The sequence below is a fragment of the Reyranella aquatilis genome (assembly GCF_020880995.1).
GTDB lineage: Bacteria > Pseudomonadota > Alphaproteobacteria > Reyranellales > Reyranellaceae > Reyranella > Reyranella aquatilis.
In genome coordinates this window covers 58,312-82,104 of record NZ_JAJISD010000004.1, presented here as the reverse complement: position 1 = coordinate 82,104, position 23,793 = coordinate 58,312, and the positions used below count along the sequence as shown (strand labels likewise).

General features: G+C 67.7%; 19 protein-coding genes. 16 read left to right on the top strand and 3 right to left on the bottom strand.

Features of this window, described 5'->3' with window-relative positions; genetic code table 11:
* Positions 1-79: 79 nt before the first annotated feature.
* A complete protein-coding gene (locus LJ725_RS10805) occupies positions 80-1,192 on the top strand; it encodes a site-specific DNA-methyltransferase (RefSeq protein WP_230550664.1) in 1,113 nt (370 codons plus the stop codon).
* A gap of 16 nt (positions 1,193-1,208) precedes the next feature.
* On the opposite strand, the gene mutY is transcribed toward LJ725_RS10805, so the two are convergent.
* Positions 1,209-2,258, bottom strand: a complete 1,050-nt coding sequence (mutY, locus tag LJ725_RS10800) for an A/G-specific adenine glycosylase (protein ID WP_230550663.1) — start codon at positions 2,256-2,258, stop codon at positions 1,209-1,211.
* Positions 2,259-2,310: 52 nt separating this feature from the next.
* Here mutY and LJ725_RS10795 point away from each other — a divergent pair, with 52 nt between their 5' ends.
* The 5 genes from LJ725_RS10795 (at position 2,311) to LJ725_RS10775 (ending at position 9,737) form a co-directional block, all read left to right on the top strand.
* Positions 2,311-3,384: a DciA family protein gene (locus LJ725_RS10795; RefSeq protein ID WP_230550662.1), complete on the top strand. Its 1,074-nt coding sequence runs from the start codon at positions 2,311-2,313 to the stop codon at positions 3,382-3,384.
* A gap of 56 nt (positions 3,385-3,440) precedes the next feature.
* Positions 3,441-4,100: a DsbA family protein gene (locus tag LJ725_RS10790; protein ID WP_230550661.1), complete on the top strand. Its 660-nt coding sequence runs from the start codon at positions 3,441-3,443 to the stop codon at positions 4,098-4,100.
* Positions 4,101-4,134: 34 nt separating this feature from the next.
* Positions 4,135-7,791 (top strand): AAA family ATPase, encoded by a 3,657-nt coding sequence (locus tag LJ725_RS10785; RefSeq protein ID WP_230550660.1) that lies wholly within the window; start codon positions 4,135-4,137, stop codon positions 7,789-7,791.
* A 164-nt stretch (positions 7,792-7,955) separates the two neighbouring features.
* A complete protein-coding gene (gene dapE / locus LJ725_RS10780) occupies positions 7,956-9,143 on the top strand; it encodes a succinyl-diaminopimelate desuccinylase (protein ID WP_230550659.1) in 1,188 nt (395 codons plus the stop codon).
* A gap of 9 nt (positions 9,144-9,152) precedes the next feature.
* Positions 9,153-9,737 carry a hypothetical protein gene (locus LJ725_RS10775; RefSeq protein ID WP_230550658.1) on the top strand — a complete coding sequence of 195 codons (585 nt, stop codon included), beginning with the start codon at positions 9,153-9,155 and terminating at the stop codon, positions 9,735-9,737.
* On the opposite strand, the gene truA is transcribed toward LJ725_RS10775, so the two are convergent.
* Positions 9,687-10,475 (bottom strand): tRNA pseudouridine(38-40) synthase TruA, encoded by a 789-nt coding sequence (gene truA, locus LJ725_RS10770; protein ID WP_230550657.1) that lies wholly within the window; start codon positions 10,473-10,475, stop codon positions 9,687-9,689. The genes LJ725_RS10775 and truA overlap by 51 nt on opposite strands.
* A 4-nt stretch (positions 10,476-10,479) precedes the next feature.
* Entirely contained in the window at positions 10,480-11,442 is a 963-nt protein-coding gene (fmt, locus tag LJ725_RS10765) for a methionyl-tRNA formyltransferase (protein ID WP_230550656.1), read from the bottom strand.
* A 51-nt stretch (positions 11,443-11,493) separates the two neighbouring features.
* On the opposite strand from fmt, the gene zapE reads away from it, so the two are divergent.
* The 10 genes from zapE (at position 11,494) to LJ725_RS10715 (ending at position 23,792) form a co-directional block, all read left to right on the top strand.
* Entirely contained in the window at positions 11,494-12,654 is a 1,161-nt protein-coding gene (gene zapE / locus LJ725_RS10760) for a cell division protein ZapE (RefSeq protein ID WP_230550655.1), read from the top strand.
* 68 nt (positions 12,655-12,722) lie between these two features.
* The gene (locus LJ725_RS10755) at positions 12,723-13,613 is read left to right on the top strand and encodes a dienelactone hydrolase family protein (protein WP_230550654.1); all 891 of its coding nucleotides are present in this window, start codon (positions 12,723-12,725) and stop codon (positions 13,611-13,613) included.
* 7 nt (positions 13,614-13,620) lie between these two features.
* Positions 13,621-14,481, top strand: a complete 861-nt coding sequence (locus LJ725_RS10750) for an alpha/beta fold hydrolase (RefSeq protein ID WP_230550653.1) — start codon at positions 13,621-13,623, stop codon at positions 14,479-14,481.
* 70 nt (positions 14,482-14,551) lie between these two features.
* A complete protein-coding gene (mdh, locus tag LJ725_RS10745; RefSeq protein WP_230550652.1) occupies positions 14,552-15,514 on the top strand; it encodes a malate dehydrogenase in 963 nt (320 codons plus the stop codon).
* A 159-nt stretch (positions 15,515-15,673) separates the two neighbouring features.
* The gene (gene sucC, locus LJ725_RS10740) at positions 15,674-16,870 is read left to right on the top strand and encodes an ADP-forming succinate--CoA ligase subunit beta (RefSeq protein ID WP_230550651.1); all 1,197 of its coding nucleotides are present in this window, start codon (positions 15,674-15,676) and stop codon (positions 16,868-16,870) included.
* Positions 16,870-17,745 (top strand): succinate--CoA ligase subunit alpha, encoded by an 876-nt coding sequence (gene sucD / locus LJ725_RS10735; protein WP_230550650.1) that lies wholly within the window; start codon positions 16,870-16,872, stop codon positions 17,743-17,745. The genes sucC and sucD overlap by 1 nt, the downstream gene beginning before the upstream one ends.
* 65 nt (positions 17,746-17,810) lie before the next feature.
* The gene (locus LJ725_RS10730) at positions 17,811-20,714 is read left to right on the top strand and encodes a 2-oxoglutarate dehydrogenase E1 component (RefSeq protein WP_230550649.1); all 2,904 of its coding nucleotides are present in this window, start codon (positions 17,811-17,813) and stop codon (positions 20,712-20,714) included.
* Between the two features lie 28 nt (positions 20,715-20,742).
* Positions 20,743-21,978: a 2-oxoglutarate dehydrogenase complex dihydrolipoyllysine-residue succinyltransferase gene (gene odhB / locus LJ725_RS10725; protein WP_230550648.1), complete on the top strand. Its 1,236-nt coding sequence runs from the start codon at positions 20,743-20,745 to the stop codon at positions 21,976-21,978.
* A 127-nt stretch (positions 21,979-22,105) separates the two neighbouring features.
* On the top strand, positions 22,106-23,518 hold the full coding sequence (lpdA, locus tag LJ725_RS10720) for a dihydrolipoyl dehydrogenase (RefSeq protein ID WP_230550647.1): 1,413 nt from the start codon (positions 22,106-22,108) through the stop codon (positions 23,516-23,518).
* A gap of 7 nt (positions 23,519-23,525) precedes the next feature.
* On the top strand, positions 23,526-23,792 hold the full coding sequence (locus tag LJ725_RS10715; protein WP_230550646.1) for a hypothetical protein: 267 nt from the start codon (positions 23,526-23,528) through the stop codon (positions 23,790-23,792).
* Position 23,793 lies beyond the last annotated feature (1 nt).

Genomic DNA, 23,793 nt, shown 5'->3' with positions numbered 1-23,793 from the left:
TTGCGACTCGATCTAGTGTCTAAGCATTTGATTCAATTAGATTCTTGACCGTGCAGGGCTGTGGATTCATCTTCCACTGATGCCTGTGGATAATATTGATCGCGTGCTCGTCGGCGACTGCATCGAACTGATGCAGTCCCTGCCCGAGGCCTCTGTCGACATGGTCTTTGCCGACCCGCCCTATAATCTCCAGCTCGGCGGCGACCTGCTGCGTCCCGACAATAGCAAGGTCGATGCGGTCGACGACGACTGGGACAAGTTCGGAGACCCCTCCGAGTCCGTCGGGGCAAGTTTTGCGCTCTATGATAAGTTCACGCGCGCCTGGCTGGCCGCCGCGCGCCGCGCGCTGAAGCCCGAGGGCACGCTCTGGGTGATCGGCAGCTACCACAACATCTTCCGCATCGGCACGGCGCTACAGGACCAGGGCTTCTGGCTGCTGAACGACATCGTGTGGCGCAAGTCGAACCCGATGCCGAATTTCCGCGGCAAGCGCTTCACCAACGCGCACGAGACGCTGATCTGGGCGGCGCGCGACAAGGCGGCCAAGCGCTACACCTTCAACTACGATTCGATGAAGGAGCTGAACGAGGGCACCCAGATGCGTTCCGACTGGCTGCTGCCGCTCTGTACCGGCGGCGAGCGCCTGAAGGGCGAGGACGGCAAGAAGGCGCATCCGACGCAGAAGCCGGAATCGCTCCTGTTCCGTTGCATCATGGCGGCGTCCAATCCGGGCGACGTCATCCTCGATCCGTTCTTCGGCACGGGTACCACGGGCGCCGTGGCACGTCGCCTCGGCCGCCGCTTCATCGGCCTCGAACGCGATCCCGACTATGCCGCCATCGCGCGCAAGCGCATCGCCCAGATCGAACCGCTGGCGGCGGAAGACGTGACGCCCAAGCCCAGCAAGCGCGCCGAGCCGCGCATCCCGTTCGGGGTACTGATCGAAGCGGGTCTGCTGCAGCCCGGCACGGTCCTCTCCGATCAGAGCGGCCGCCTGCATGCGCGCGTTCGCGCCGACGGCACGCTCTCGGCCTCGAACGCGATGGGCGATCATCGCGGCTCGATCCACCAGGTCGGCGCGGCGCTGCAGGGCGCGCCGGCCTGCAACGGCTGGACCTTCTGGCACATCGATGTCGCCGGCTCCCGTCGCCCGATCGATCATCTCCGCCAGCAGGTCCGCTCCGGACTCTAGAACCTCGACGGGTACCTCAAGCCTTCACGGCGTGCTCGATCACCTTGCGCATGACCGTGGGCAGGGCGCGTTCGTCGAGCTTGTTGAGTTCGCACCAGCTCGTGCCGGGCGCCAGCCCGGCCAGGCGTCCCGTCGTCGCGATTGCCCGGGCGACAGTGAGTTCGAGATGGAAGTGCGTGAAGGTGTGACGCACCAGTCCGGTCATCACCGTCCACCGTGCCGGGACGGGCGCTTCGCTCATCGCTGACGATTCGACGAACGGGCCCTCGCGCCACGGGCTCGAGGGCACCTCGTCCATGCCGCCCAGCAGCCCCTTCGCGGGCCGCTTGCGCAACAGCACGGCGCCGTCCTTGCGCAGCAGCACAAAGGCGAGGCCGCGGCGGGTCGGCTTCTCCGCCTTGGGCGCGCGGCGCGGCAACTCCTCCGCGATGCCGAGCTTGCGGCCCTTGCAGTTCTGCATCAGCGGACAGATGACGCAGCGCGGATTGCGCGGGATGCAGACCGTGGCGCCGAGATCCATCATCGCCTGCGCGTAGTCGCCGGCGCGCTGCTGCGGCACCAGTCGTGCGGCGCGGACCTGGATGTCGGGCTTGGCGTCGGGCAGCGGTGTCTCGATGGCATAGAGCCGGGCGATCACCCGCTCGACGTTGCCGTCGACGGCCGAGGCCGGCCGGTCGAAGGCGATGGCCTGGATGGCCGCGGCCGTGTAACGGCCGATGCCGGGCAGGGCGAGGAGGCTCGCTTCGTCTTCGGGAAAGCGGCCGCCGTGCCTGTCGGATACGGCCTGCGCACAGGCATGGAGGTTGCGCGCCCGCGCGTAGTAGCCCAGGCCCGCCCAGGCCGAGAGCACGTCGTCGAGCGGCGCCGCGGCCAGCGCTTCGACGGTCGGCCAACGCTCGACGAAGCGGCGGAAGTATTCGCCCACCGTGGCGACGGTGGTCTGCTGCAGCATGATCTCCGACAGCCAGACACGGTAAGGCGCCGTGCGTTCCCCCGGGGCTGCGCGCCAGGGGAGGGTGCGACGATGTCGATCATACCAGGCGAGCAGGCGGTCGGCGTGAGTCATGGTCAGGTCGGGGGGCGTGGCCTACCATACGGAGCGGCGTTTGAAAGGGTCCATGCGCGAAAACGGCTTCCGTGCGATCGGCGGTCTGGCCCAGAAGCTCACCTCCGGCATCGCCCGCGAGGGCGGCAAGGCCGGCCGTGGCGCTTCCCTCATGCGACTGAAGGCCGACTGGCCGGCGGTCGTTGGGCCGGAACTCGCCCGCACCACGCGGCCCGACGCGATCCTGGCGGGACGCGGCGCGCGCGCCGGCAAGGCGCTGCGGTTGAAGGTCTCGGGCGCCGCAGCCCTCGAAGTCCAGCACAGGAGCGGTCAGATCGTGGAACGGGTGAATGCCTATTTCGGGCACAGGGTGATCGACGACGTGCGCCTGGTGCAGGGCGTGATTTCCGCGCCGCCCCGGGCACCGAAAGTGCCGCGGCCCGATCCGGCCGTGGAGCAGGCGATGGCCCAGCGGGCCGCCAGCGTGAAGGATCCCGACCTGCGCGCGGCGCTGGCGCGGCTGGGCGCCCGCATCGCGACGGACCGGCGCGGTTTCCTGCTGGGCACCCTGGGCGCCGTTGCCACCCTGGGTCTCGGCGATCGGGCACAGGCGCAGCGGCAGTTCCTCGAACCGCTGCCCGGCGATCACGTGCTGGGCAAGCCCGACGCGCCCAACGTGCTGATCGACTATGCCTCCTTCACCTGCCCGCACTGCGCGACTTTCAACGCCGCGGTGATGCCGGCGCTGAAGCGCGACTGGATCGACACCGGCAAGCTGAAGCTGGTCCACCGCCATTTTCCGTCCGACGCCATCGCCACGCGGGCGAGCCTGCTGGCCGAGTGCGCCGGTCCGGAGAAATTCTTCGCCGCCGTCGACACCATCTTCCGGACCCAGGTCCAGTGGATGACCGCGCCCGACCCGGCAGCCGAACTGATGACGGTGCTGGCCGGGCTGGGGGTGGGGGAGGCCGAAGCGCAGGCTTGCCTCGCCAATGACCGGCTTTTGGACAAAGTCATCGCCGACGTGCAGTCCGGGCAGGCGCTGGGGGTCAATTCGACCCCCACCCTGTTCATCAACGAGCAGCCGTACGGCAATCCCGGCGGCATCGATGCAATCGTCGCGATTTTACGCCAGGTGGGCCGGTAAACGTTTGACTCCCCACAGGCGTAATTCCCAAGATGTAGTGGAGAGGGTAAGGGCAAATGCGGAATATCTTGATCGTCGCCGGCGGAGTCGTGGCGGTGGCTGCGATTGCGGCTGGCGTCTATTTCGGCACCCGTCCGCCTGCGGCCGGCCCCGCGCCTGTGGCTGCGGCGTCCGCCCCCAACAAGGCGGCCCTGGAGAGCGTGCAGCCCGGCGACCATGTGCTGGGCGATCCGAAGGCGCCGATCACCGTGATCGAATACGCCTCGCTGACCTGCTCGCACTGTGCGCATTTCCACACCCAGGTGCTGCCCGAGATCAAGAAGAAGTGGATCGACACCGGGAAGGTGAAGCTCGTCTATCGCGACTTCCCGCTGGACCAGGTCGCCGCCAAGGCCGCGCAGATCGCGGAATGCGCCGGCAACGACAAGTATTTCGGCGTGATCGACCTCATCTTCCGCAGCCAGCCGCAATGGGCGGTGACCAGCGACCCGGTGACCGAACTGGCCAAGCCGTTGCGCATCGCCGGCCTCGGCGAGAACGAAATCAAGGCCTGCCTCGCCAACGAGGCGATGAGCAACGCGGTCATCAACGACTACAAGGGCGGCGAGACGATGGGCGTCAACTCGACGCCGACCCTGTTCATAAACGGTCAGCTCTATCGTGGCGCGCGCTCGGTCGACGAACTCGACGGCGTGTTCGCCAAGCTCGCCAAATAGGCACTCAGGCACGTAACCAGACAGGCGTGGTGTAATGGTCCAGTTCGACAAGCTCCGGCTCTCCGGCTTCAAGTCCTTCGTCGATCCGACCGAGCTCTCGATCGAGCCCGGCATGACGGGGATCGTGGGGCCCAATGGCTGCGGCAAGTCGAACCTGGTCGAGGCCCTGAAGTGGGTGATGGGCGAGACCTCGGCCAAGCAGATGCGCGGCAGCGAGATGGAGGACGTCATCTTCGCGGGTTCCGGCCAGCGGCCGGCGCGCAACATCGCCGAGGTGATGCTGTCGCTGGACAACAAGACCCGCACCGCGCCCGCCATGGTGAACGACGCCGACCAGCTCGATGTCGTGCGCCGCATCGAGCGCGGCCACGGCTCGGCCTACTCGGTGAACGGCCGCGAGATCCGCGCGCGCGACGTGCAGACGCTGTTCGCCGACGCCGCGACCGGCTCCCGCTCAACGGCGCTGGTCAGCCAGGGCCGCATCGGAACCCTCATCAACGCCAAGCCGGCCGATCGTCGGTCGGTGATCGACGAGGCGGCCGGCATCACCGGCCTCTATGCCCGGCGTCACGAGGCCGAACTGCGCCTGCGCGCGGCCGAGCAGAACCTCGCCCGCGTGCAGGACGTGCTGGTCGCGCTCGAAGAGCAGCACAAGGGACTGAAGCGCCAGGCCCGCCAGGCCAGCCGTTATCGCAACCTGTCCGACCACATCCGCCGCGCCGAGGCAGCGGTGCTGGCGCTGAAGCTGGCCAACGCCGAGAGCGAACTGGCCCAGTCCGCCGAGCGCCTGAAGGAGGCCGAAGCGCAGGTCGCCGACCTCACGCGCCTGGTCGGCCTCGCCACCACCGCGCAGGCCGAGGCCGCGACGGCGCTGCCGCCGCTGCGCAACGACGAGGCCGCCGCGGCCGCCGCCCTGCAGCGCCTGCGCGTGGCGCACGATGCGTTGACCGCCGAGGCCGAGCGCGTCGCCGCCGCCCAGCTCGAAGCGGAAACCCGCCTGCAGCAGACCGTGCAGGATCTCACTCGCGAGCAGGGCCGGAAGAACGACGCCGAGACCGCCATCGCCGATCTCGAGACCCAGCGCGGCCGGCTCGAAGAGGAGCGTGTGGGCGAGGAGGAGCGGGCCGAAGCCGCCGAGCAGGCGCGCGACGAGGCGCGCAGCGAGACGAATGCCGCCGAGGCCGAGCACGATCAGCTCACCCGCCAGATCGCCGACGACGAGGCGCTGCGCCAAAGCGTGTCGCGCGAGATCGCCGAACTGCAGGACCGGCTGCGCCGACTGTCGGCGCGGCGCGACGAGGTCATGACGCAGCAACGGCAGCTCGAGACCGAACTGTCGAACCTGCCGGCGCTGCCGGACGTCGAGGCCGAACTCGAAGCCGCCCGCGTCGCTCTGGAAGAGACGCGCCTCAACAGTCAGGAAGCCATCGAAGCCGCGCGCGAAGCCGAGCGCTACGAATCGGAGGCGGCCCGCCAGGCCGTTGCCAAGGCCGAAACCGAGCGCCTTGACATGGAGCGCGCCCGCGCCGCCGAACGCGAGGCGGCCGAAGCGAGCCACGCCGCTGCGGTCGAGAGGCTGCAGAAGACCAATGCGCGCCTGACCAAGCTGCGCGCCGAGGAGGCGGGCGTCGCCGCGGCGCTGAAGTCCGCCGCCGATTCGCTGTGGCCGCCGCTGCTCGACGCCCTGTCCGTCGAGCCGGGCTACGAGAAGGCGCTGGGCGCGGCGTTCGGCGACGAACTCGAGGCCTCGTCCGATCGCGGCGCGCCGGTGCACTGGCTGCCGCTCGATGCGCTTGCCGACACGCCCGCGCTGCCCGAGGGCGCGACGCCGCTCGGCGCGCATGTCGGCGCGCTGCCGGAACTGGCCCGTCGGCTGGCTTTCATCGGCATCGTGGCCAACGATGAGACCGGTGTAGCCCTGCAGTCGAGCCTGAAGCCCGGGCAGCAGCTCGTCACCCGTGAAGGCGCCGTCTGGCGTTGGGACGGCTACACGATGCGCGCCGGTGCGCCGTCGACCGCCGCCGTGCGCCTGAGCCAGCGCAACCGCCTGGCCGAGATCCGCTACCAGATCGACGGCATCGTCGCCGAGCAGACGATCGAGCAGGCCCGCGTCGATGCCGAGAAGATCTGGCTCGCGGCGGCACGCGATGCCGAGAAGACCTGCGTCGACCAGGCCCGCGCCTACGAGCGCAGCGTCGCCGAGGCCGCGCGCCGCAAGACCCAGGATGCGGGCGAAGCGACCCGCGCGGCCGAGCGCGCCGCCCAGGCCGCCATCGGTACCGCCGAGCGTCTGGCCACCCAGGCACGCGACCGTCACGTCGAGGTCGCCCGCCGCACCGACCAGCTGCGCACGCGCCTGGCCGGCATCGAGACCGTTGTCGCCGAAGTCATGGGCGACATCGCCGAAGTCGAGATGCGCCGCACCTTCCGCGAGGCGCGCCTGTCGTCGATCTCCGACACCCAGGCCGATCGCGCCGCCGCCGGGGCGCTGCGCGTGCGCATCGCCGAGTTGCGCGCCGCGCTGGTCGAGGCCGAGGGCCAATGCGACCGTCTCGCGCGCGAATCGAAGATGCGGGTCGAGCGTCTGGCGCAGATCGCGCAGGACCATGAAGGCTGGAGCAAGCGCCTCGCCGAGGCCGATGGCCAGATCGTCGAACTCGATGCGCGCCGCGAGCAGACGGCGGAGACGATCGCCGAGCTCGCCGCCAAGCCAGCCGAGATCGAGGAGAAGCGGTTCGTGCTCGGCGAGGAGATCGAGAAGGCCGAGACCAACCGCCAGGAAGCCGCCGACCGGCTGGCGATCGGCGAGACGCGCCTTGCCGAGGCCGACCGAGCGCTGCGGCAGGCCGAGACCGAGATGGGCAACGCGCGCGAGAGCCGCGTCCGCCGCGAGGGGCAGGTCGAGCAGGCGACAAAGGATCGCGAAGCCGTCGTCGAGCGCATCGTCGAGCGGCTGCGCTGCGAGCCCGACGCGGTGCTGGCGCTGGCCGAGGTGCAGTCGATCGAGGAACTGCCGGAACTCGACAAGGCCGAGCACAAGCTCGAGCGGCTGGTGCACGAGCGCGAGACGATGGGCGCCGTGAACCTGCGGGCCGAGGAAGAGGCCAACGAACTCGAGCAGCAGATCACCGGCATGACGACCGAGCGCGACGACCTGGTCGCCGCCATCGGCCGCCTGCGCCAGGGCATCCAGAGCCTCAACCGCGAGGGCCGCGAGCGTTTCCTTGCCGCCTTCGAGCAGGTGAGCGGCCACTTCCAGCAGCTCTTCACCAAGCTGTTCGGTGGCGGCAAGGCCGAACTGCGGCTCACCGAGTCGGAGGATCCGCTGGAGGCCGGCCTCGAGATCCACGCCAGCCCGCCGGGCAAGAAGCTGCAGGTCATGTCGCTGCTCTCGGGCGGCGAGCAGGCCCTGACCGCCCTGTCGCTGCTGTTCGCGGTGTTCATGACCAACCCCGCGCCGATCTGCGTGCTGGACGAGGTCGACGCGCCGCTGGACGACCTGAACGTGGAACGCTTCTGCGGTCTGGTGAACGACATCGCCGGCCGCACCGACACGCGCTTCCTGATCATTACCCATCATCGCGTCACGATGGCGCGCATGGATCGCCTCTACGGCGTCACCATGGCCGAACGCGGCGTTTCCCAACTCGTGTCGGTCAACCTGCAGGAGGCCGACCGGATGGTGGCCTAGCCACCTCCAGACGGGTTCAGACTAAACAAGCAAGACTATCTTCCTCTCAAAAGACTGGGCGCCGGCGGGCCTGAGCCGGCGCCCTTTTCTTTGCCGCCCTTCCTGCGGCGTCCTTCCCAGGACCGCACTTCTCAGGACAGGGGCGGGGCTGTAGTGTCCGGCGCATGCCCGACACGCTCAGCTCCAACGTCACCGATGTCATCGAACTGACGCGCACGCTCGTCCGCTGCGAGAGCGTCACGCCGCGCGAAGCCGGCGCCCTGCAGTTGCTCCAGGGCACCCTGGAACCGCTCGGTTTCACGTGCGAGCGCATGGATTTCACCGAGGCCGGCACCGACGACGTGGCCAACCTCTATGCCCGCATCGGCACCGGCGGGAAGCACTTCTGCTTTGCCGGCCATTCCGACGTCGTGCCGGTGGGCGACCTGTCCTCGTGGACGATCGGCCCGTTCGCCGCCGAACTGTCGGGCGGCTATCTGTTCGGTCGCGGCGCCGCCGACATGAAGGGCGCGATCGCGGCCTTCACCGATGCGGCCGCGCGTTTCCTCGCGAAGCGAGGCCGCAACTTCGGCGGCTCGATCAGCCTGCTGATCACCGGCGACGAGGAAGGTCCCGCGATCAACGGCACGGTGAAGATGCTGCAGCGTCTCGCCGCGCGCGGCGAGACGATCGACGCCTGCGTCGTCGGCGAGCCGACCAGCTCGAAGCGTTTCGGCGACATGATGAAGATCGGCCGTCGCGGCAGCATGAACGTCGACATGGTCGTTCGCGGCGTCCAGGGGCACGTGGCCTATCCCGAGCGACTCGACAATGCCGTGCATCGCCTCGCGGCGATGATCGAGGCGCTGGTGCGCGAGCCGATCGACAAGGGCAGCACGCACTTCCAGCCGACCTCGCTGCAGTTCACCACCGTCGACGTCGGCAATCCCGCGACCAACATCGCGCCCGGTGTCGCCAAGGCGCGCTTCAATACCCGCTTCAACGATCTCTGGACGTCGAAGACCCTGCTCGCGCACCTGCAGGAACGCATCGAGCGGGTGAACGAAGCGCTCGGCGGCAACGGCACCGTCGATTACAACGTCCAGGTTTCCGGCGAATCCTTCTACACGCCGCCGGGCCCGCTCAGCGATCTGGTCGCGGGGGCGATCCGCGACGTCGCGGGCGTGGAGGTCGAGCTGTCGACGACCGGTGGAACCTCGGATGCACGCTTCATCCGCAGCTACTGCCCGGTGCTGGAATTCGGGCTCGTCGGGGAAAGCATGCACAAGGTCGACGAGAAGAGCGCCGTCGAGGACCTCAAGAAACTGGCACGCGTCTACGAAACGGTGCTCGACCGTTACTTCGCGGCCTGAGGCCCGAGCGTGCTCAACGCCGTTGAAATCGCCCGGGGCATGCAGGGTGCGATCGGGCTCCTGAAGCGCGACCCCGCGGCGCCCGGCTGCTTCGACAATACGCTGGAAGCCTGCGTGCGCTCGTTCCAGGTGATGATCCTGGTGGCGCCGCTGCACATCACCTTGATGCTGATCCGCTACACCAGTGTCTCGGCGACCGCCGACGAGTTCGAAATCGTCCTGGTCGAGGCGCTGCGCTACGTCGTCGACTGGCTGCTGTTCCCCGTCCTCTTCTACGAGATCGCCCGGCGGCGGAATTGGCTTGCTTTGTTTCCCCGCTACGTCTCTGCGCTCAACTGGGTCAACCTGCCGGCGATGATCGTGGCGGTGTTCGGAGTGGTCCTCGCCACCCTGTTGCCCGCGGTGCTGGGAGAACTGATCCGGTTCGGCCTGCAGGGGCTTTTCTTCTACTGGTTCCTGGTGACGACGCGGACGGCATTGGGCGCGAGCTGGCCGATCGCCTTTCTCCTGCTGATCGTCAACTGGGTGCCGTCGCTCTTCCTCTCACTGATCGTCGATCGCTTCCTCGGCGTCAGCCTTGCCGTCGGCGCCTAGCTCGTAGCGCACTTCCATCAGGCAGAGGCCGTGCGGCGGCGCCGTCGGTCCGGCGCGGGCGCGGTCGCGCGCGGCCAGCGCGGCCTCGACGTCGCCGCGCGTCCACTGTTGGCGCCCGACGAGATGCAATGTACCCACGATGATGCGCACCTGGTTGTGCAGGAAGGAGCGCGAGCCGACGTCGACGTGAATCTCCTCGCCGTGACGCGTCACCTGCAGCAGGTCGAGCGTCTTCAGCGCCGAGGGCGACTGGCACGAGGTCGAGCGGAAGCTGTTGAAGTCGTGGCGTCCCACCAGCACGCTCGCGGCGTCCGCCATCAGGTCGACGTCGAGCGATCCCGGCACGTGCCAGAGCTGGCCGCGGTCGAGGGCGGGTGGGGCACGACGGTTGATGATGCGGTAACGGTAGCGCCGCCACGTCGCCGAGAAGCGCGCGTGGAAACCCGGCGGCGCCGGCTCTGCCACGAGAACGGAAACCGGCAGCGGCTTGAGGTGAAAATTGATGGCGGAGCGGATGGTTTCGACCGGCCGCTCGCTGGAGAGGTCGAGATGCACGACCTGGCCGCGCGCGTGAACGCCGGTATCGGTGCGGCCGGCGGCCTGCACTGGCGGGCGTTCACCGGTGAACGCGAAGACCGCTTCTTCGAGCGCGGCTTGGACGGACGGACCGTTGGGCTGGCGCTGCCATCCCACGAAGGGCTCGCCGTCATACTCGATCGTGAGCTTGTAGCGCGGCACGGCGTCAGGTCGGCAGCGACAGGGCGGCAGGAGAGGGAAGCACCGTCCCGCTGGCCAGCGCGAAGCCGCGCAGGAAGGCATCCGCCGATTGCGCCGACTTGCCCGGTCGCTGCAGCCTGAGCAGCTTCAGGCCGCCGACGCCGCAGGCCACGACCGGAAAGCCGTCGCGGGCGATCGTCACGCTTCCGGGCGGGCCGCCTGCCAGGGTGAGCGCCGCTTCCAGCAGCTTGATGCGCTCCACGCCGCCGTCTTTCGGCGCATCGAACGATGTGCCAGGCCAGGGATGGAAGCCACGCACCTTGCGCTCCAGTTCGGCGGCGGGCCGGCGCCAGTCGAGCACGCCTTCCTCCTTGCCGAGCTTGTGGGCGTAGGTGACGCCCTCCGTCGGCTGGTCGACCGGCTCGATGCTCCGTCGCATCAATCCATCGAGCGTCGAGACGATGAGCTGTGCGCCGAGGTCGGCCAGCCGGTCGTGCACCGTCTGCGCGGTATCGGCCGCCGAAATCGGCGTGCTTTCGGCCAGCAGCATCGGGCCGGTATCGAGGCCTTCGTCCATGCGCATCGTGGTGACGCCGGTTTCGGCATCGCCGGCCAGGATCGCGCGATGGATTGGCGCCGCGCCGCGCCAGCGCGGCAGCAGCGAGCCGTGGATGTTGAGGCAGCCCAGGACCGGCGCCTCGAGGAAGCTCCTGGGCAGGATGTGACCGTAGGACACGACCACGGCGGCATCGAGATCGAGCGCCTTGAAGGCCTCCGCCGCCTCGTCCGTCTTCAGGGTGCGGGGCGTGCGAACCGGCAGGCCGAGCTCCTCGGCGAGTTCGTGCACCGGCGTCTTGCGCTCCTGCTGGCCGCGACCCGCCGGTTTCGGGGCTCGCGTATAGACGCAGGCGACGTCGTGACCGGCTTCGACCAGGGCGCGGAGCGCGGGTACGGCGAAGGCGGAAGTGCCGAGGAACGCAATCTTCATCGCCGCACCTTATAGGCAGCCGGGCGCCGGTGAGCTAGGTATGCCGCCGCAATGGAGAGCAGTACCCCCTCGACCGGCAAGGGCCCGATGGCCAACCTTGCCGCGCGCCGTGCCGCCGGCGAAATCCACGCCGATCCCGTGCAGGAAAAGGTCGTCGCCCGGCTGCAGGCGATCCACGATCAGCTTTCCGCGATGGCGGCCGCGCCGCCGGAGAAGAAGGGCTTTCTCGCGCGGCTCGGGCTCGGTCACGTGCCGAAGCCGCCGGAGGGCCCGCATGGCCTCTACATCTGGGGCTCGGTGGGCCGCGGCAAGTCCATGCTCATGGACCTGTTCTTTGCCGACGCTCCGGTCGCGAAGAAGCGCCGCGTGCACTTCCACGAATTCATGCTCGAGGTTCAGGCGCGCCTGCACCGCCGCCGCGAGGAGCTGGCGGCGAAGGGCGCGCCGCCGGAATCCGACACGATCGTGCCTATCGCGAAGGAGATCGCGGCCGAGACGCGGCTGCTCTGCTTCGACGAGTTCCAGGTCACCAACATCGCCGATGCGATGATTCTCGGTCGGTTGTTCGAGACGCTGTTCGAGGAGGGCATCACCGTGATCGCCACCTCCAACCGCGCGCCCGACGATCTCTACCGGAACGGCCTGCAGCGCGACCGCTTCCTGCCCTTCATCGAACTGGTGAAGCAGCGGCTCGAGGTGCTGGAACTCGGCGGTTCGCAGGACTACCGGATGGGCCGGCTGCGCGAACTGGATCTCTATCTCACGCCGCTTGGCGCTTGGGCCACGAAGAAGCTCGACGAGGCGTTTCGCGCGCTCAGCAACGGCTCCAGCGGCGAGCCGCGCGTGCTTCGCACGCAGGGGCGCGACGTCGACGTGCCGCGCGCCGCGCCGGGCGTCGCCATGGCGCATTTCATAGACTGGTGCGCCAAGCCGATGGGCGCCGCTGACTTCCTCTGTATCGCCGACAATTTTCATACGGTCATCGTGGCCGAGATTCCGAAGATGGGGCCCGACAGTCGAGACAAGGCGGTCCGCTTCGTGACGATGATCGATACCTTCTATGAGAAGAAGGTGAAGTTCATCTGCTCGGCGGCCGCGAACCCGGGCAATCTCTATCCCGAGGGCGACGGCTCGTTCGAGTTCCAGCGCACCGTCTCGCGGCTGATGGAAATGCAGAGCCCGGAGTATCTCAACCTGGAGCATATCGCCTAATTGTGATTGTGGGCCGGTCGGCCTGCAGAATAGGCTCTGCGACGTTTTTCAGAAGCAGGAGGCAACACATGGACGGTGATCGCATGATTTCCCTGACCGAAGGCGGTCTGTCGCGGCGCGGTGCGCTCAAGGCGACGGCGACTGGCGCCGCGCTGGGCACCACTTTTGCCCTGTCGGTCCAGCCGGTCCAGGCGCAGACCATGATCACGACTCCCGCCGACGGCCTCACCGCGGGCACGGTCAAGGTGAAGACCGGCGACGGCAAGGAGATGGACGCCTATCGCGCCATGCCGGCGACGGGCCAGGGCTTTGCCACCATCGTTGTCGTGCAGGAGATCTTCGGCGTGCATGCGCACATCGCCGACCTCTGCCGCCGCTTTGCCAAGGTGGGCTACTATGCCATCGCGCCCGAGCTCTACTTCCGCCAGGGCGATCCCAAGACCCTGACCGACGTGCAGGCGCTGCTGCGCGAGATCGTGGCCAAGGTGCCGGACGAGCAGGTCATGGGCGACATCGACGCGACGGTCGCGTTCGCCAAGGGCGAGGGGAAGGCGGACACCGCCAAGCTCGGCATCACCGGCTTCTGCTGGGGCGGCCGCATCGTCTGGCTCTATGCCGCCCATAGCTCGGCCCTCAAGGCAGGCGTGGCCTGGTACGGCCGCGTGGTCGGCGATTCGACCCCGCTCACGCCGAAGCATCCGGTCGATATCGCCAAGGACCTCAAGGCGCCGGTGCTCGGCTTGTACGGCGGCGCCGACACCGGCATCCCGAACGACACCGTGGACCGGATGCGCGCAGCGCTGAAGGCCGGCAGCCCGGCCGCCCAGAAGTCGCAGATCGACACCTATCCCGACACGCCGCATGCCTTCAACGCGGACTATCGCCCGTCCTATCGCAAGGAGCAGGCGGAGGATGCGTGGAAGAAGGCGCTTGCGTGGTTCAAAGCCAACGGTGTCTGATCGGTCGATGACCGAAACCACCGAGATCAAGACCCGATCGGGCCTGACATTCACCGCTGATGTCGAGGGTCCGGTCGGGGGGCCGCTCGTGCTGCTGCTGCACGGGTTTCCCGAATCGAGGCACAGCTGGCGTGCTGCCCTGCCGGCGCTGGCGGCGGCGGGCTATCGCGCCGTCGCTCCCGACCAGCGCGGTTACTCGCCGGGCGCGCGGCCGGACCCAACGGATCTTTCGAACTACGCCTTCGACCGGCTGATCGGCGACGTGATCGAGATCGCGGCGGTGGCCGGCTACGAGGGCAAGCGCTTCCACCAGGTCGGCCACGACTGGGGCGGGCAGGTCTCGTGGGGCGTCGCCGGAGCCCATCCCGAACGGCTCGCTTCGCTCACGATCCTGTCGCGGCCGCACCCGCAATCCTTCCGTGCCGCGCTGCTGAAGGAAGACGGCGACCAGAAGCATCGCTCGCGCCACCATCGCGCGTTCCTCGAACCGGAAACCGGCAAGCTGCTGCTGGCCGACAATGCCAAGCGCCTGCGCGACGGGCTGTTCGGGCAGGGTGTGCCGTCGCAGGCGCTGGAGGACCATCTGTCGGTGCTGGGCAATCCCGAAGCGCTCGAAGCAGCGCTCGCCTGGTATCGCTCCAACAAGGGGCTGGCCGCCGATATCGGGACCATCGCCGTGCCGACGCTCTATATCTGGGGCGACGCCGATGCGACGGTCGGACCCGACGCGGCCTACGGAACGGCGGACTTCGTGAAGCCGTCCTTCGCGATGGAAGTACTGCCGGGCGTCGGCCACTTCGTGATGGACCAGGCGCCGGCCCGGGCGACCGAACTCCTGTTGGCGCACCTGGCGAAACACCCCGTCTGAACCCGTCTGTCTTGCTGCCCCGGGCGAATCGCGCTACCACGCGGCGCCTTTAAGAACGGGAGTTTTTCGCATGGCTCGCAAGAAGATCGCGCTGATCGGCGCCGGACAGATTGGCGGCACGCTCGCGCTGCTCGCCGGCCAGAAGGAACTGGGCGACATCGTCCTCTTCGACATTCCCGCCGCCGAAGGCACCGCCAAGGGCAAGGCGCTCGACATCGCCCAGCTGAGCCCGGTGGAAGGCTTCGACGCCCGCTACAGCGGCTCGTCGGACTACAAGGACATCGAAGGCGCCGACGTCGTCATCGTCACCGCCGGCGTTCCGCGCAAGCCCGGCATGACCCGCGACGACCTGGTCGGCATCAACGCCAAGGTCATCGATTCGGTCGGCAAGGGCATCAAGCAGCATGCCCCCAACGCCTTCGTCATCGTCATCACCAACCCGCTCGATGCGATGGTCGGCCTGATGCAGGAAGTCACCGGCTTCGCGCCGGAAAAGGTCGTCGGCATGGCCGGCGTACTCGACAGCGCCCGCTTCCGCCTGTTCCTGGCCGAGGAGTTCAACGTCTCGGTCGAGGACGTGACGGCCTTCGTGCTGGGCGGCCACGGCGACACGATGGTGCCGCTGCTTCGCTATTCGACGGTCGGCGGCATTTCGCTACACGATCTGGTCGACATGGGCTGGACCACCAAGGAGCGTCTCGAGGCGATCGTCCAGCGCACCCGCGACGGCGGCGCCGAGATCGTGGCCCATCTCAAGACCGGCTCGGCCTTCTACGCCCCCGCCGCGTCGGCCATCGCCATGGCCGAGTCCTACCTCCGGGACAAGAAGCGCGTGATCCCCTGCGCCGCCAAGCTGAACGGCGAATACGGCGTGAAGGGTCTCTACATCGGCGTGCCGGTCGTGATCGGCTCCAAGGGTGTGGAGCGCATCGTCGAAGTCGAGTTCAACGCCGAGGAAAAGGCGATGTTCGACAAGTCGGTCGCCGCGGTGCAGTCGCTGATCGACGCCACCAACAAGATCGTTGGCCGTTGAGAAAGTAGGGGCTTTCGACTTTCGTCGAACGACCCGGAACGTTCATCGATCCATCGTTGCCAAGGGCCTGTGGCGCTCATAAAGTGCCGCATCCCTTGGTCAGTTGCGTTTAAAAACTGAGGGGCCGCGGTTCACACGCCGTCCCAACGATAGGACCCCATGAATATCCACGAGTATCAGGCCAAGGCGCTCCTGGCCAAATTCGCCATCCCCCTGCTGAAGGGCGGTGTCGCCTACACCAAAGACGAGGCGATGGACGTCGCCCGGAAGCTGGGTGGACCGGTCACGGTCGTGAAGGCGCAAATTCATGCCGGCGGACGCGGCAAGGGCCACTTCAAGAACGATCCGCAAGGCAAGGGCGGCGTCCGCATCTCCAAGTCGGCCGAGGACGTCGGCGCGCAGGCCGCGGCGATGCTGGGCCAGGATCTCGTCACCAAGCAGACGGGTCCGGCGGGCCGCACCGTGAAGCGCCTCTACATCGAGGACGGCTGCGACATCAAACGCGAGCTGTACCTGTCGATGCTGGTGGATCGCGCCGTCGGCCGCATCGCGGTCGTCGCCTCGACCGAGGGCGGCATGGACATCGAGACCGTGGCGCACGAGACGCCCGAGAAGATCATCACCCAGGCGATCGATCCGGCGGCCGGCTACCAGGCCTATCAGGGCCGCAAGATCGCGTTCGCGCTCGGCCTCAGCGGCAAGCAGGTCGGCGCCTTCACGACGCTGCTGGGCAATCTCTACCGAGCCTATGTCGATCTCGACGCCTCGCTTATCGAAATCAACCCGCTGGTCGTGACCGGCGCGGGCGACATCGTGGCCCTCGATGCCAAGATGAACTTCGACGACAACGCCCTCTACCGTCACAAGGACGTCGAGGAACTGCGCGACGTCGATGAAGAGGATCCGGCCGAGACCGAGGCCGCCAAGTACGCGCTGAACTACGTCAAGCTCGACGGCCAGATCGGGTGCATGGTGAACGGCGCGGGCCTCGCGATGGCCACCATGGACATCATCAAGCTCTACGGCTCGGAGCCCGCCAACTTCCTCGACGTGGGCGGCGGCGCCACCAAGGAGCGCGTCACGGCCGCGTTCAAGATCATCCTCAAGGATCCCAACGTCGAGGGCATCCTGGTCAACATCTTCGGCGGCATCATGCGCTGCGACGTGATCGCCGAGGGCGTCGTGGCCGCGGCGCGCGAGGTCAACCTGCACGTCCCGCTGGTGGTCCGGCTGGAAGGCACGAACGTAGACCTCGGCAAGAAGATCCTCAAGGAATCGGGCCTCAAGATCACTTCGGCGGAGAACCTCGCGGACGCCGCCGAAAAGATCGTCAAGGCCGTGAAGGAGAGCAACTGATGGCCGTCCTGGTCGACAAGAACACCAAGGTCATCTGCCAGGGCATCACCGGCTCGCAGGGCACCTTCCATTCCGAGCAGGCGATTGCCTACGGCACCAAGATGGTGGGCGGCGTGACTCCGGGCAAAGGCGGCAGCAAGCATCTCGACCTGCCGGTGTTCGACACCGTGGCCGAGGCCGTCGAGAAGACCGGCTGCAACGCGTCGGTGATCTACGTTCCGCCGCCCTTCGCCGCCGACTCGATCCTCGAGGCGATCGACGCGGAAATCCCCCTGATCGTCTGCATCACCGAGGGAATCCCGGTGGTCGACATGGTCAAGGTGAAGCGCGCGCTCACCGCGTCGAAGTCGCGGCTGATCGGCCCGAACTGCCCCGGCGTCATCACGCCTGGCGAGTGCAAGATCGGCATCATGCCGGGCCACATCCACAAGCGCGGCAAGATCGGCATCGTCTCGCGCTCCGGCACGCTCACCTACGAAGCGGTGGCGCAGACCACGGCGGCCGGCCTCGGCCAGACGACCTGCATCGGCATCGGTGGCGACCCGGTGAACGGCACCAACTTCATCGAGTGCCTCGACATGTTCATCCGCGATCCCGAGACCGAGGGCATCGTGATGATCGGCGAAATCGGCGGCGACGCCGAGGTCAAGGGCGCCGAGTTCCTGAAGGCGTCCGGCACGAAGAAGCCGGTGGTCGGCTTCATCGCCGGTCGCACGGCGCCTCCGGGCCGCCGCATGGGGCACGCCGGAGCGGTCATCTCGGGCGGCAACGATACGGCCGAGTTCAAGGTCGCGGCCATGCGCGCGGCCGGCATCAGGGTTGCGGAGTCTCCCGCGGCTTTGGGCGAGGAAATGCTTAAGGCCATGAAGGGCTGACAGGCGATACGGGCCGCCGAGCCTCTGCCAGGCGGCAATTGGATACGGGCCAGGGAGTAAGGGCCATGAGAGCAGAACAGACGTCGTTCCTGTTCGGCGCGAACGCGCCTTTCATCGAGGAACTCTACGCGCGGTTCCTCGCCGACCCGTCGTCGGTCGATGCCGAGTGGCAGACCTTCTTCGGCGCCCTGGCCGAGCAGAAGGGCGATGTGCTCGCCGAGGTGCGCGGTGCCTCCTGGGCGCCCAACGGAACGCGGGTGATCGGCGCGATCGATCCCGACGCCGTCCCGGCCGCCGCCAACCGCAACGTCAAGGGCGGCAAGGAAGCCGCCGCGGCCGCGCCGGCGATCGCGGGCAAGGCCGACGCCGAGATCCGCGCCGCGGCGCAGGATACCGCGCGGGCGCTGATGCTGATCCGCGCCTACCGGATCCGCGGCCATCTCGAGGCCGACCTCGATCCGCTGGGCCTCGTGCGCCAGGCGCCGCACCGCGAGCTCGATCCCGCGACCTACGGCTTCACGGAAGCCGACTGGGACCGCCCCATCCTGATCTTCGGCTCGCTGGCGCTGGGCGAATCCGCGACGCTGCGCCAGATCATGGAGCGCCTGCGCAAGACCTATTGCGGCAAGATCGGCGTCGAATTCATGCACATCTCCGATCCCGACCAGAAGGCGTGGATCCAGGAGCGCATCGAGCATATCGAGAACCACACCGAGTTCACCGTCACCGGCCGCAAGATGATCCTCGAGCGGGTCGGCGAGGCCGAGGGCCTCGAACGCTACCTGCACGTGAAGTTCGTCGGCACCAAGCGCTTCGGCCTCGACGGTGGCGAATCGCTGATCCCCGGCATCGAGCAGATCCTGAAGCGCGGCGGCCAGCTCGGCGTGAAGGAAGTGATGCTGGGCATGCCGCACCGCGGCCGTCTCAACACGCTCGTGCACGTGATGCACAAGAGCTACACGGCGCTGTTCTCGGAGTTCCAGGGCCGCTCCTCGCAGCCCGAGGAAATGCGCGGCTCGGGCGACGTGAAGTATCACCTGGGCGCCTCGGCCGACCGCGAGTTCGACGGCAACGTGATCCATCTCTCGCTGTCGCCCAATCCCTCGCATCTCGAGGCGGTCAACCCGGTGATCCTGGGCAAGGCGCGCGCCAAGGAAGACCAGCGCGGCGACACCGACCGCAGCCAGGTCATGTGCATCCTGATGCACGGCGACGCCGCCTTCGCGGGCCAGGGCCTCGTGGCCGAGAGCCTCGATCTCTCCGACCTCGCGGGCTACCGCATCGGTGGAACGATCCACTTCATCGTGAACAACCAGATCGGCTTCACGACACTGCCGACCGAATCGCGCTCCGGCCCCTACTGCACGGAAGTCGCCAAGATTGTGCAGGCTCCGATCCTGCACGTGAACGGCGACGATCCCGAGGCGGTGGTCCACGTCGCGCGCATTGCGACCGAGTTCCGCCAGCACTTCAAGCGCGACATCGTCATCGACATGTTCTGCTACCGCCGGCACGGTCACAACGAAGGTGACGAGCCGATGTTCACCCAGCCGCTGATGTACAAGGAGATCGGCGCGCATCGGTCGGTGAAGGAGATCTACGCGGCTGCCCTCGAGGCCGAGGGCGTGGTCACGGCCGACGAGGTCGCGGCCATGGACAATGCGCTGCGCGAGAAGCTCGACAAGGCGCTGGAAGCAGCCAGCAACTACAAGCCCAACAAGGCCGACTGGCTCGAGGGCAAGTGGGCGGGCTTCACGGTCGCGCCGGGCGAGGAGGACCGCAAGGGCGTCACCGCCGTCGATCTCGATCTGCTGAAGAATGTCGGTCGGGCAATCAGCGAGCCGCCGAAGGACTTTGAGCTCAACCGCAAGATCGCGCGCCAGCTCCAGGAGAAGCGCAAGACGATCGACACGGGCGAGAACATCGACTGGGCGACCGGCGAGGCGCTGGCCTTCGGCACGCTGCTGGCGGAAGGCACGCCGGTGCGCCTGAGCGGCCAGGATTCCGGCCGCGGCACCTTCTCGCAGCGCCATTCGGTGCTGGTCGACCAGGTGACCGAAGCCAAGTACGTGCCGCTCAATCACGTGGCCGAGGGCCAGGCCCGCTACGAGGTGATCGACAGCCCGCTGAACGAGGCGGGCGTGCTGGGCTTCGAGTACGGCTACTCGCTGGCCGAGCCCAATGCGCTGGTCCTCTGGGAAGCCCAGTTCGGCGACTTCGCCAACGGCGCGCAGGTCATCATCGACCAGTTCATCTGCTCGGGCGAGAGCAAGTGGCTGCGTATGTCGGGCCTCGTGATGCTGCTGCCGCACGGCTACGAGGGGCAGGGCCCCGAGCACAGCTCCGCGCGCCTCGAGCGGTACCTGCAGCTCTCCGCCGAGGACAACTGGCAGGTCATCAATCCGACGACGCCGGCCAACTACTTCCATGCGCTGCGCCGGCAGATGCGCCGGACCTTCCGCAAGCCGCTGGTGGTGATGACGCCGAAGTCGCTGCTGCGCCACAAGGATTGCGTCTCGTCGCTGGCCGACTTCGGACCGGGCAGCTCGTTCCGCCGCATTCTCATCGAGACCGACCAGCTCGTGGATGGCGACAAGGTGCGCCGCGTTATCCTGTGCTCGGGCAAGGTCTACTTCGACCTCGTCGCCGAGCGCCGCAAGCGCAAGATCGACGACATCGCCATCATGCGCATCGAGCAGCTCTATCCGTTCCCGTTCACGCGGCTCGGGGTGCGCCTCGCGCAATACCCCAATGCCGAGGTCGTGTGGTGCCAGGAGGAGCCCGAGAACATGGGCGCCTGGCACTTCGTCGATCGCCGCATCGAGCGCGCGCTGGCCAGCATCGATGCAAAGGCAAGGCGGCCGCTCTACGTCGGCCGTCCCGAGGCTGCGTCGCCCGCCACCGGGTCGGCGCGTAACCATCTCAAGGAACAGGCCGATCTGGTCGACCGCGCTCTCACGATCGGTTGAGCGCGGGTAGAAAAGAGGAAGTGTAGTCATGGCCGTCGAGATCAAGGTTCCGGCTCTGGGCGAATCGGTCACCGAAGCGACTGTCGCCAAGTGGCTGGTGAAGGCGGGCGATGCGGTCGCCGTCGATCAGCCCTTGTGCGAGCTCGAGACCGACAAGGTGACCGTCGAGGTGAACGCGTCGGTCGCCGGTGCCGTTACCGAACTCGCCGTGCAGGAGGGTGCCTCCGTGCAGGTGGGCGGCGTCCTCTGTCACATCGAGGCGGGAGCCGCCGGCGCCGCCGCGCCGAAGGCTGCCGCACCGGCGGCGCCGAAGCCCGCGCCGGCACCCGCTGTCGCTGCGGCGCCGGCTCCTGCCGCCACCCCCGTGGGCGCCAATCTCGCGGCCTCCGGTCCCGCCGTCCGCAAGCTGGCGGACGAGAAGGGCGTGTCCGCCGCCGCCATCCAGCCGACTGGCAAGGACGGGCGCGCGACCAAGGAAGACGTGCTGGCGGCAATCTCGTCGATTCCGGCCGCCGCCGCACCGGCTGCGAAGCCGGCTGTACCGTCTGGGCCGCGCGCCAAGGCCGACCGCGAGGAGCGGGTGAAGATGACGCGGCTGCGCCGCACCATCGCCAACCGCCTCAAGGACGCGCAGAACACCGCCGCCATGCTCACCACCTTCAACGAGGTGGACATGACCAACGTGATGGCGCTGCGCGACCGGCTGAAGGACGATTTCGAGAAGAAGCACGGCGCACGGTTGGGCTTCATGTCCTTCTTCGTGAAGGCTTGCATCGCGGGGCTGAAGGAACTCCCCGCGGTCAATGCCGAGATCGAAGGCGAGGAGATCGTCTACAAGAATTACTACGATATCGGCGTCGCCGTCGGCTCGCCGCAGGGACTGGTCGTGCCGGTGCTGCGTGACGCCGACATGCTGGACTTTGCGGGCATTGAAAAGGGCATCGGGGATCTCGGCCGCAAGGCGCGCGACGGAAAGCTGTCGATCGGCGACCTGACCGGCGGCACCTTCACCATCTCCAACGGCGGTGTCTACGGCTCGCTCATGTCGACGCCGATCCTGAATCCGCCGCAGTCGGGCATCCTCGGCATGCACAAGATCCAGCAGCGCCCGATGGTGGTCGGCGGCGAGATCAAGGCCCGACCGATGATGTATCTCGCTCTGTCGTACGACCACCGGATCATCGACGGCCGCGAGGCGGTCCTCTTCCTGGTCAAGGTCAAGGAGTGCATCGAGGATCCCGAGCGGCTGCTGCTCGGCGTCTAGGACGCAAGTCGATTGCCTCGCTCCCGGTGTCATCCCGAGCAGAGCGAGGGACCCTTAGTCGGGCGCCGCGAAAGGTCCCTCGCTGCGCTCGGGATGACATCGAGAGCGGACCGGCCGGTGCAATGACATGGCAAACGAATCCTTCGATCTGATCGTGATCGGCGCCGGTCCCGGCGGCTATGTCGCCGCGATCCGCGCGTCGCAGCTCGGCCTCAAGGTCGCGGTCGTCGAGAAGCGCGCGACGCTGGGCGGCACCTGCCTCAACGTCGGCTGCATTCCCTCGAAGGCGCTGCTGCAGTCCTCTCACCTGTTCGAGGAAGCGGGCCACGATCTCGCGGTGCACGGCATCGTCGTGGAGCCGCCGAAGCTCGACTTCGCCCAGCTGATGAAGCGCAAGGGCGAGGTCGTCGAGGCCACGACCAAGGGCATCGCCTTCCTGTTCAAGAAGAACAAGATCGCTTCGTACACCGGTGCCGGCCGAATCGAGGCGCCGGGCTCCGTCGCCGTCGTTGGCGACGACGGGGCGGTCAAGGATACGCTGGCCGCGAAGAGCATCCTGATCGCCACCGGCTCGGAAGTGACGCCGCTTCCCGGCGTGACGATCGACGAAAAGAAGATCGTCTCCTCGACCGGAGCGCTGGAACTCTCCCAGGTGCCGAAGCGCCTCGTGGTGGTCGGCGCCGGCATCATCGGCCTCGAGCTGGGCTCGGTGTGGCGCCGCCTCGGCGCCGACGTGACGGTGGTGGAGTTCCTCGACCGCATCACGCCGGGCGTGGACGACGAGGTCACCAAGTTCTTCCAGCGCGCGCTCGCCAAGCAGGGGCTGAAGTTCAAGCTGGGCGCCAAGGTCACCAAGGCCGATGCCTCCGGCGCGGGCGTGACGCTGACGGTCGAGCCCGCGAAGGGCGGTGCAGCCGAGACCCTCGAGGCCGACATCGTGCTGGTTTCGATCGGTCGCCGTCCCTTCGTGCAGGGCCTCGGCCTCGACAAGGTCGGCGTCAAGATGACCGAGCGCGGCCGCATCGCCGTCGACGCGCACTTCCAGACCTCGGTGCCCGGCATCTATGCCATCGGCGACGTGATCGACGGGCCGATGCTCGCACACAAGGCGAGCGAGGACGGCGTCGCCTGCGTCGAGACGATCGCCGGCCAGAAGGGCCACGTGAACTGGGATCTCGTACCCTCGATCATCTACACGCAGCCCGAGGTGGCCTGGGTCGGCAAGACCGAGGAACAACTGAAGGCGGCCGGCGTTGCCTACAAGGTCGGCAAGTACCCGTTCACCGCCGACCCGCGCAGCCGCGCGAACGGCGCCACGGAGGGGTTCGTGAAGGTTCTGGCCGACAAGGCGAGCGACAAGGTGTTGGGCGTCCACATCTTCGGCGCCGAGGCCGGCACGATGATCGCCGAAGCCGCGGTCGCGATGGAATACTCCGCGTCGGCCGAGGACATCGGCCGGATCTGCCACGCCCATCCCACGGTCAACGAGGCGATGAAGGAAGCCGCGCTCGCCGCCTGGGACAAGCCCATCCACCTCTAGGCCCGCCATGCGCCAGCCGCTGATGGCGCTCGCGATCATGGCCTGTCTGGTCATGTCTGTGGTCGGCGGCTTCATTCCGATCCTGCAGGGCTGGATCTTCTTCGTGATCGCCCTCTATCTGCTGGCGACGGAATTCGAGACCGGCCGCAAGTGGGTGACATCTGCGCGGCGACGCTGGCCCACGCTCGACAAGTGGATCGTGAAGGCGCGCGACCACAAATGGGCGCCGCGTCACCTCAAGGAATTCGAGGACATGACGGATCCGTCGAAGTAGC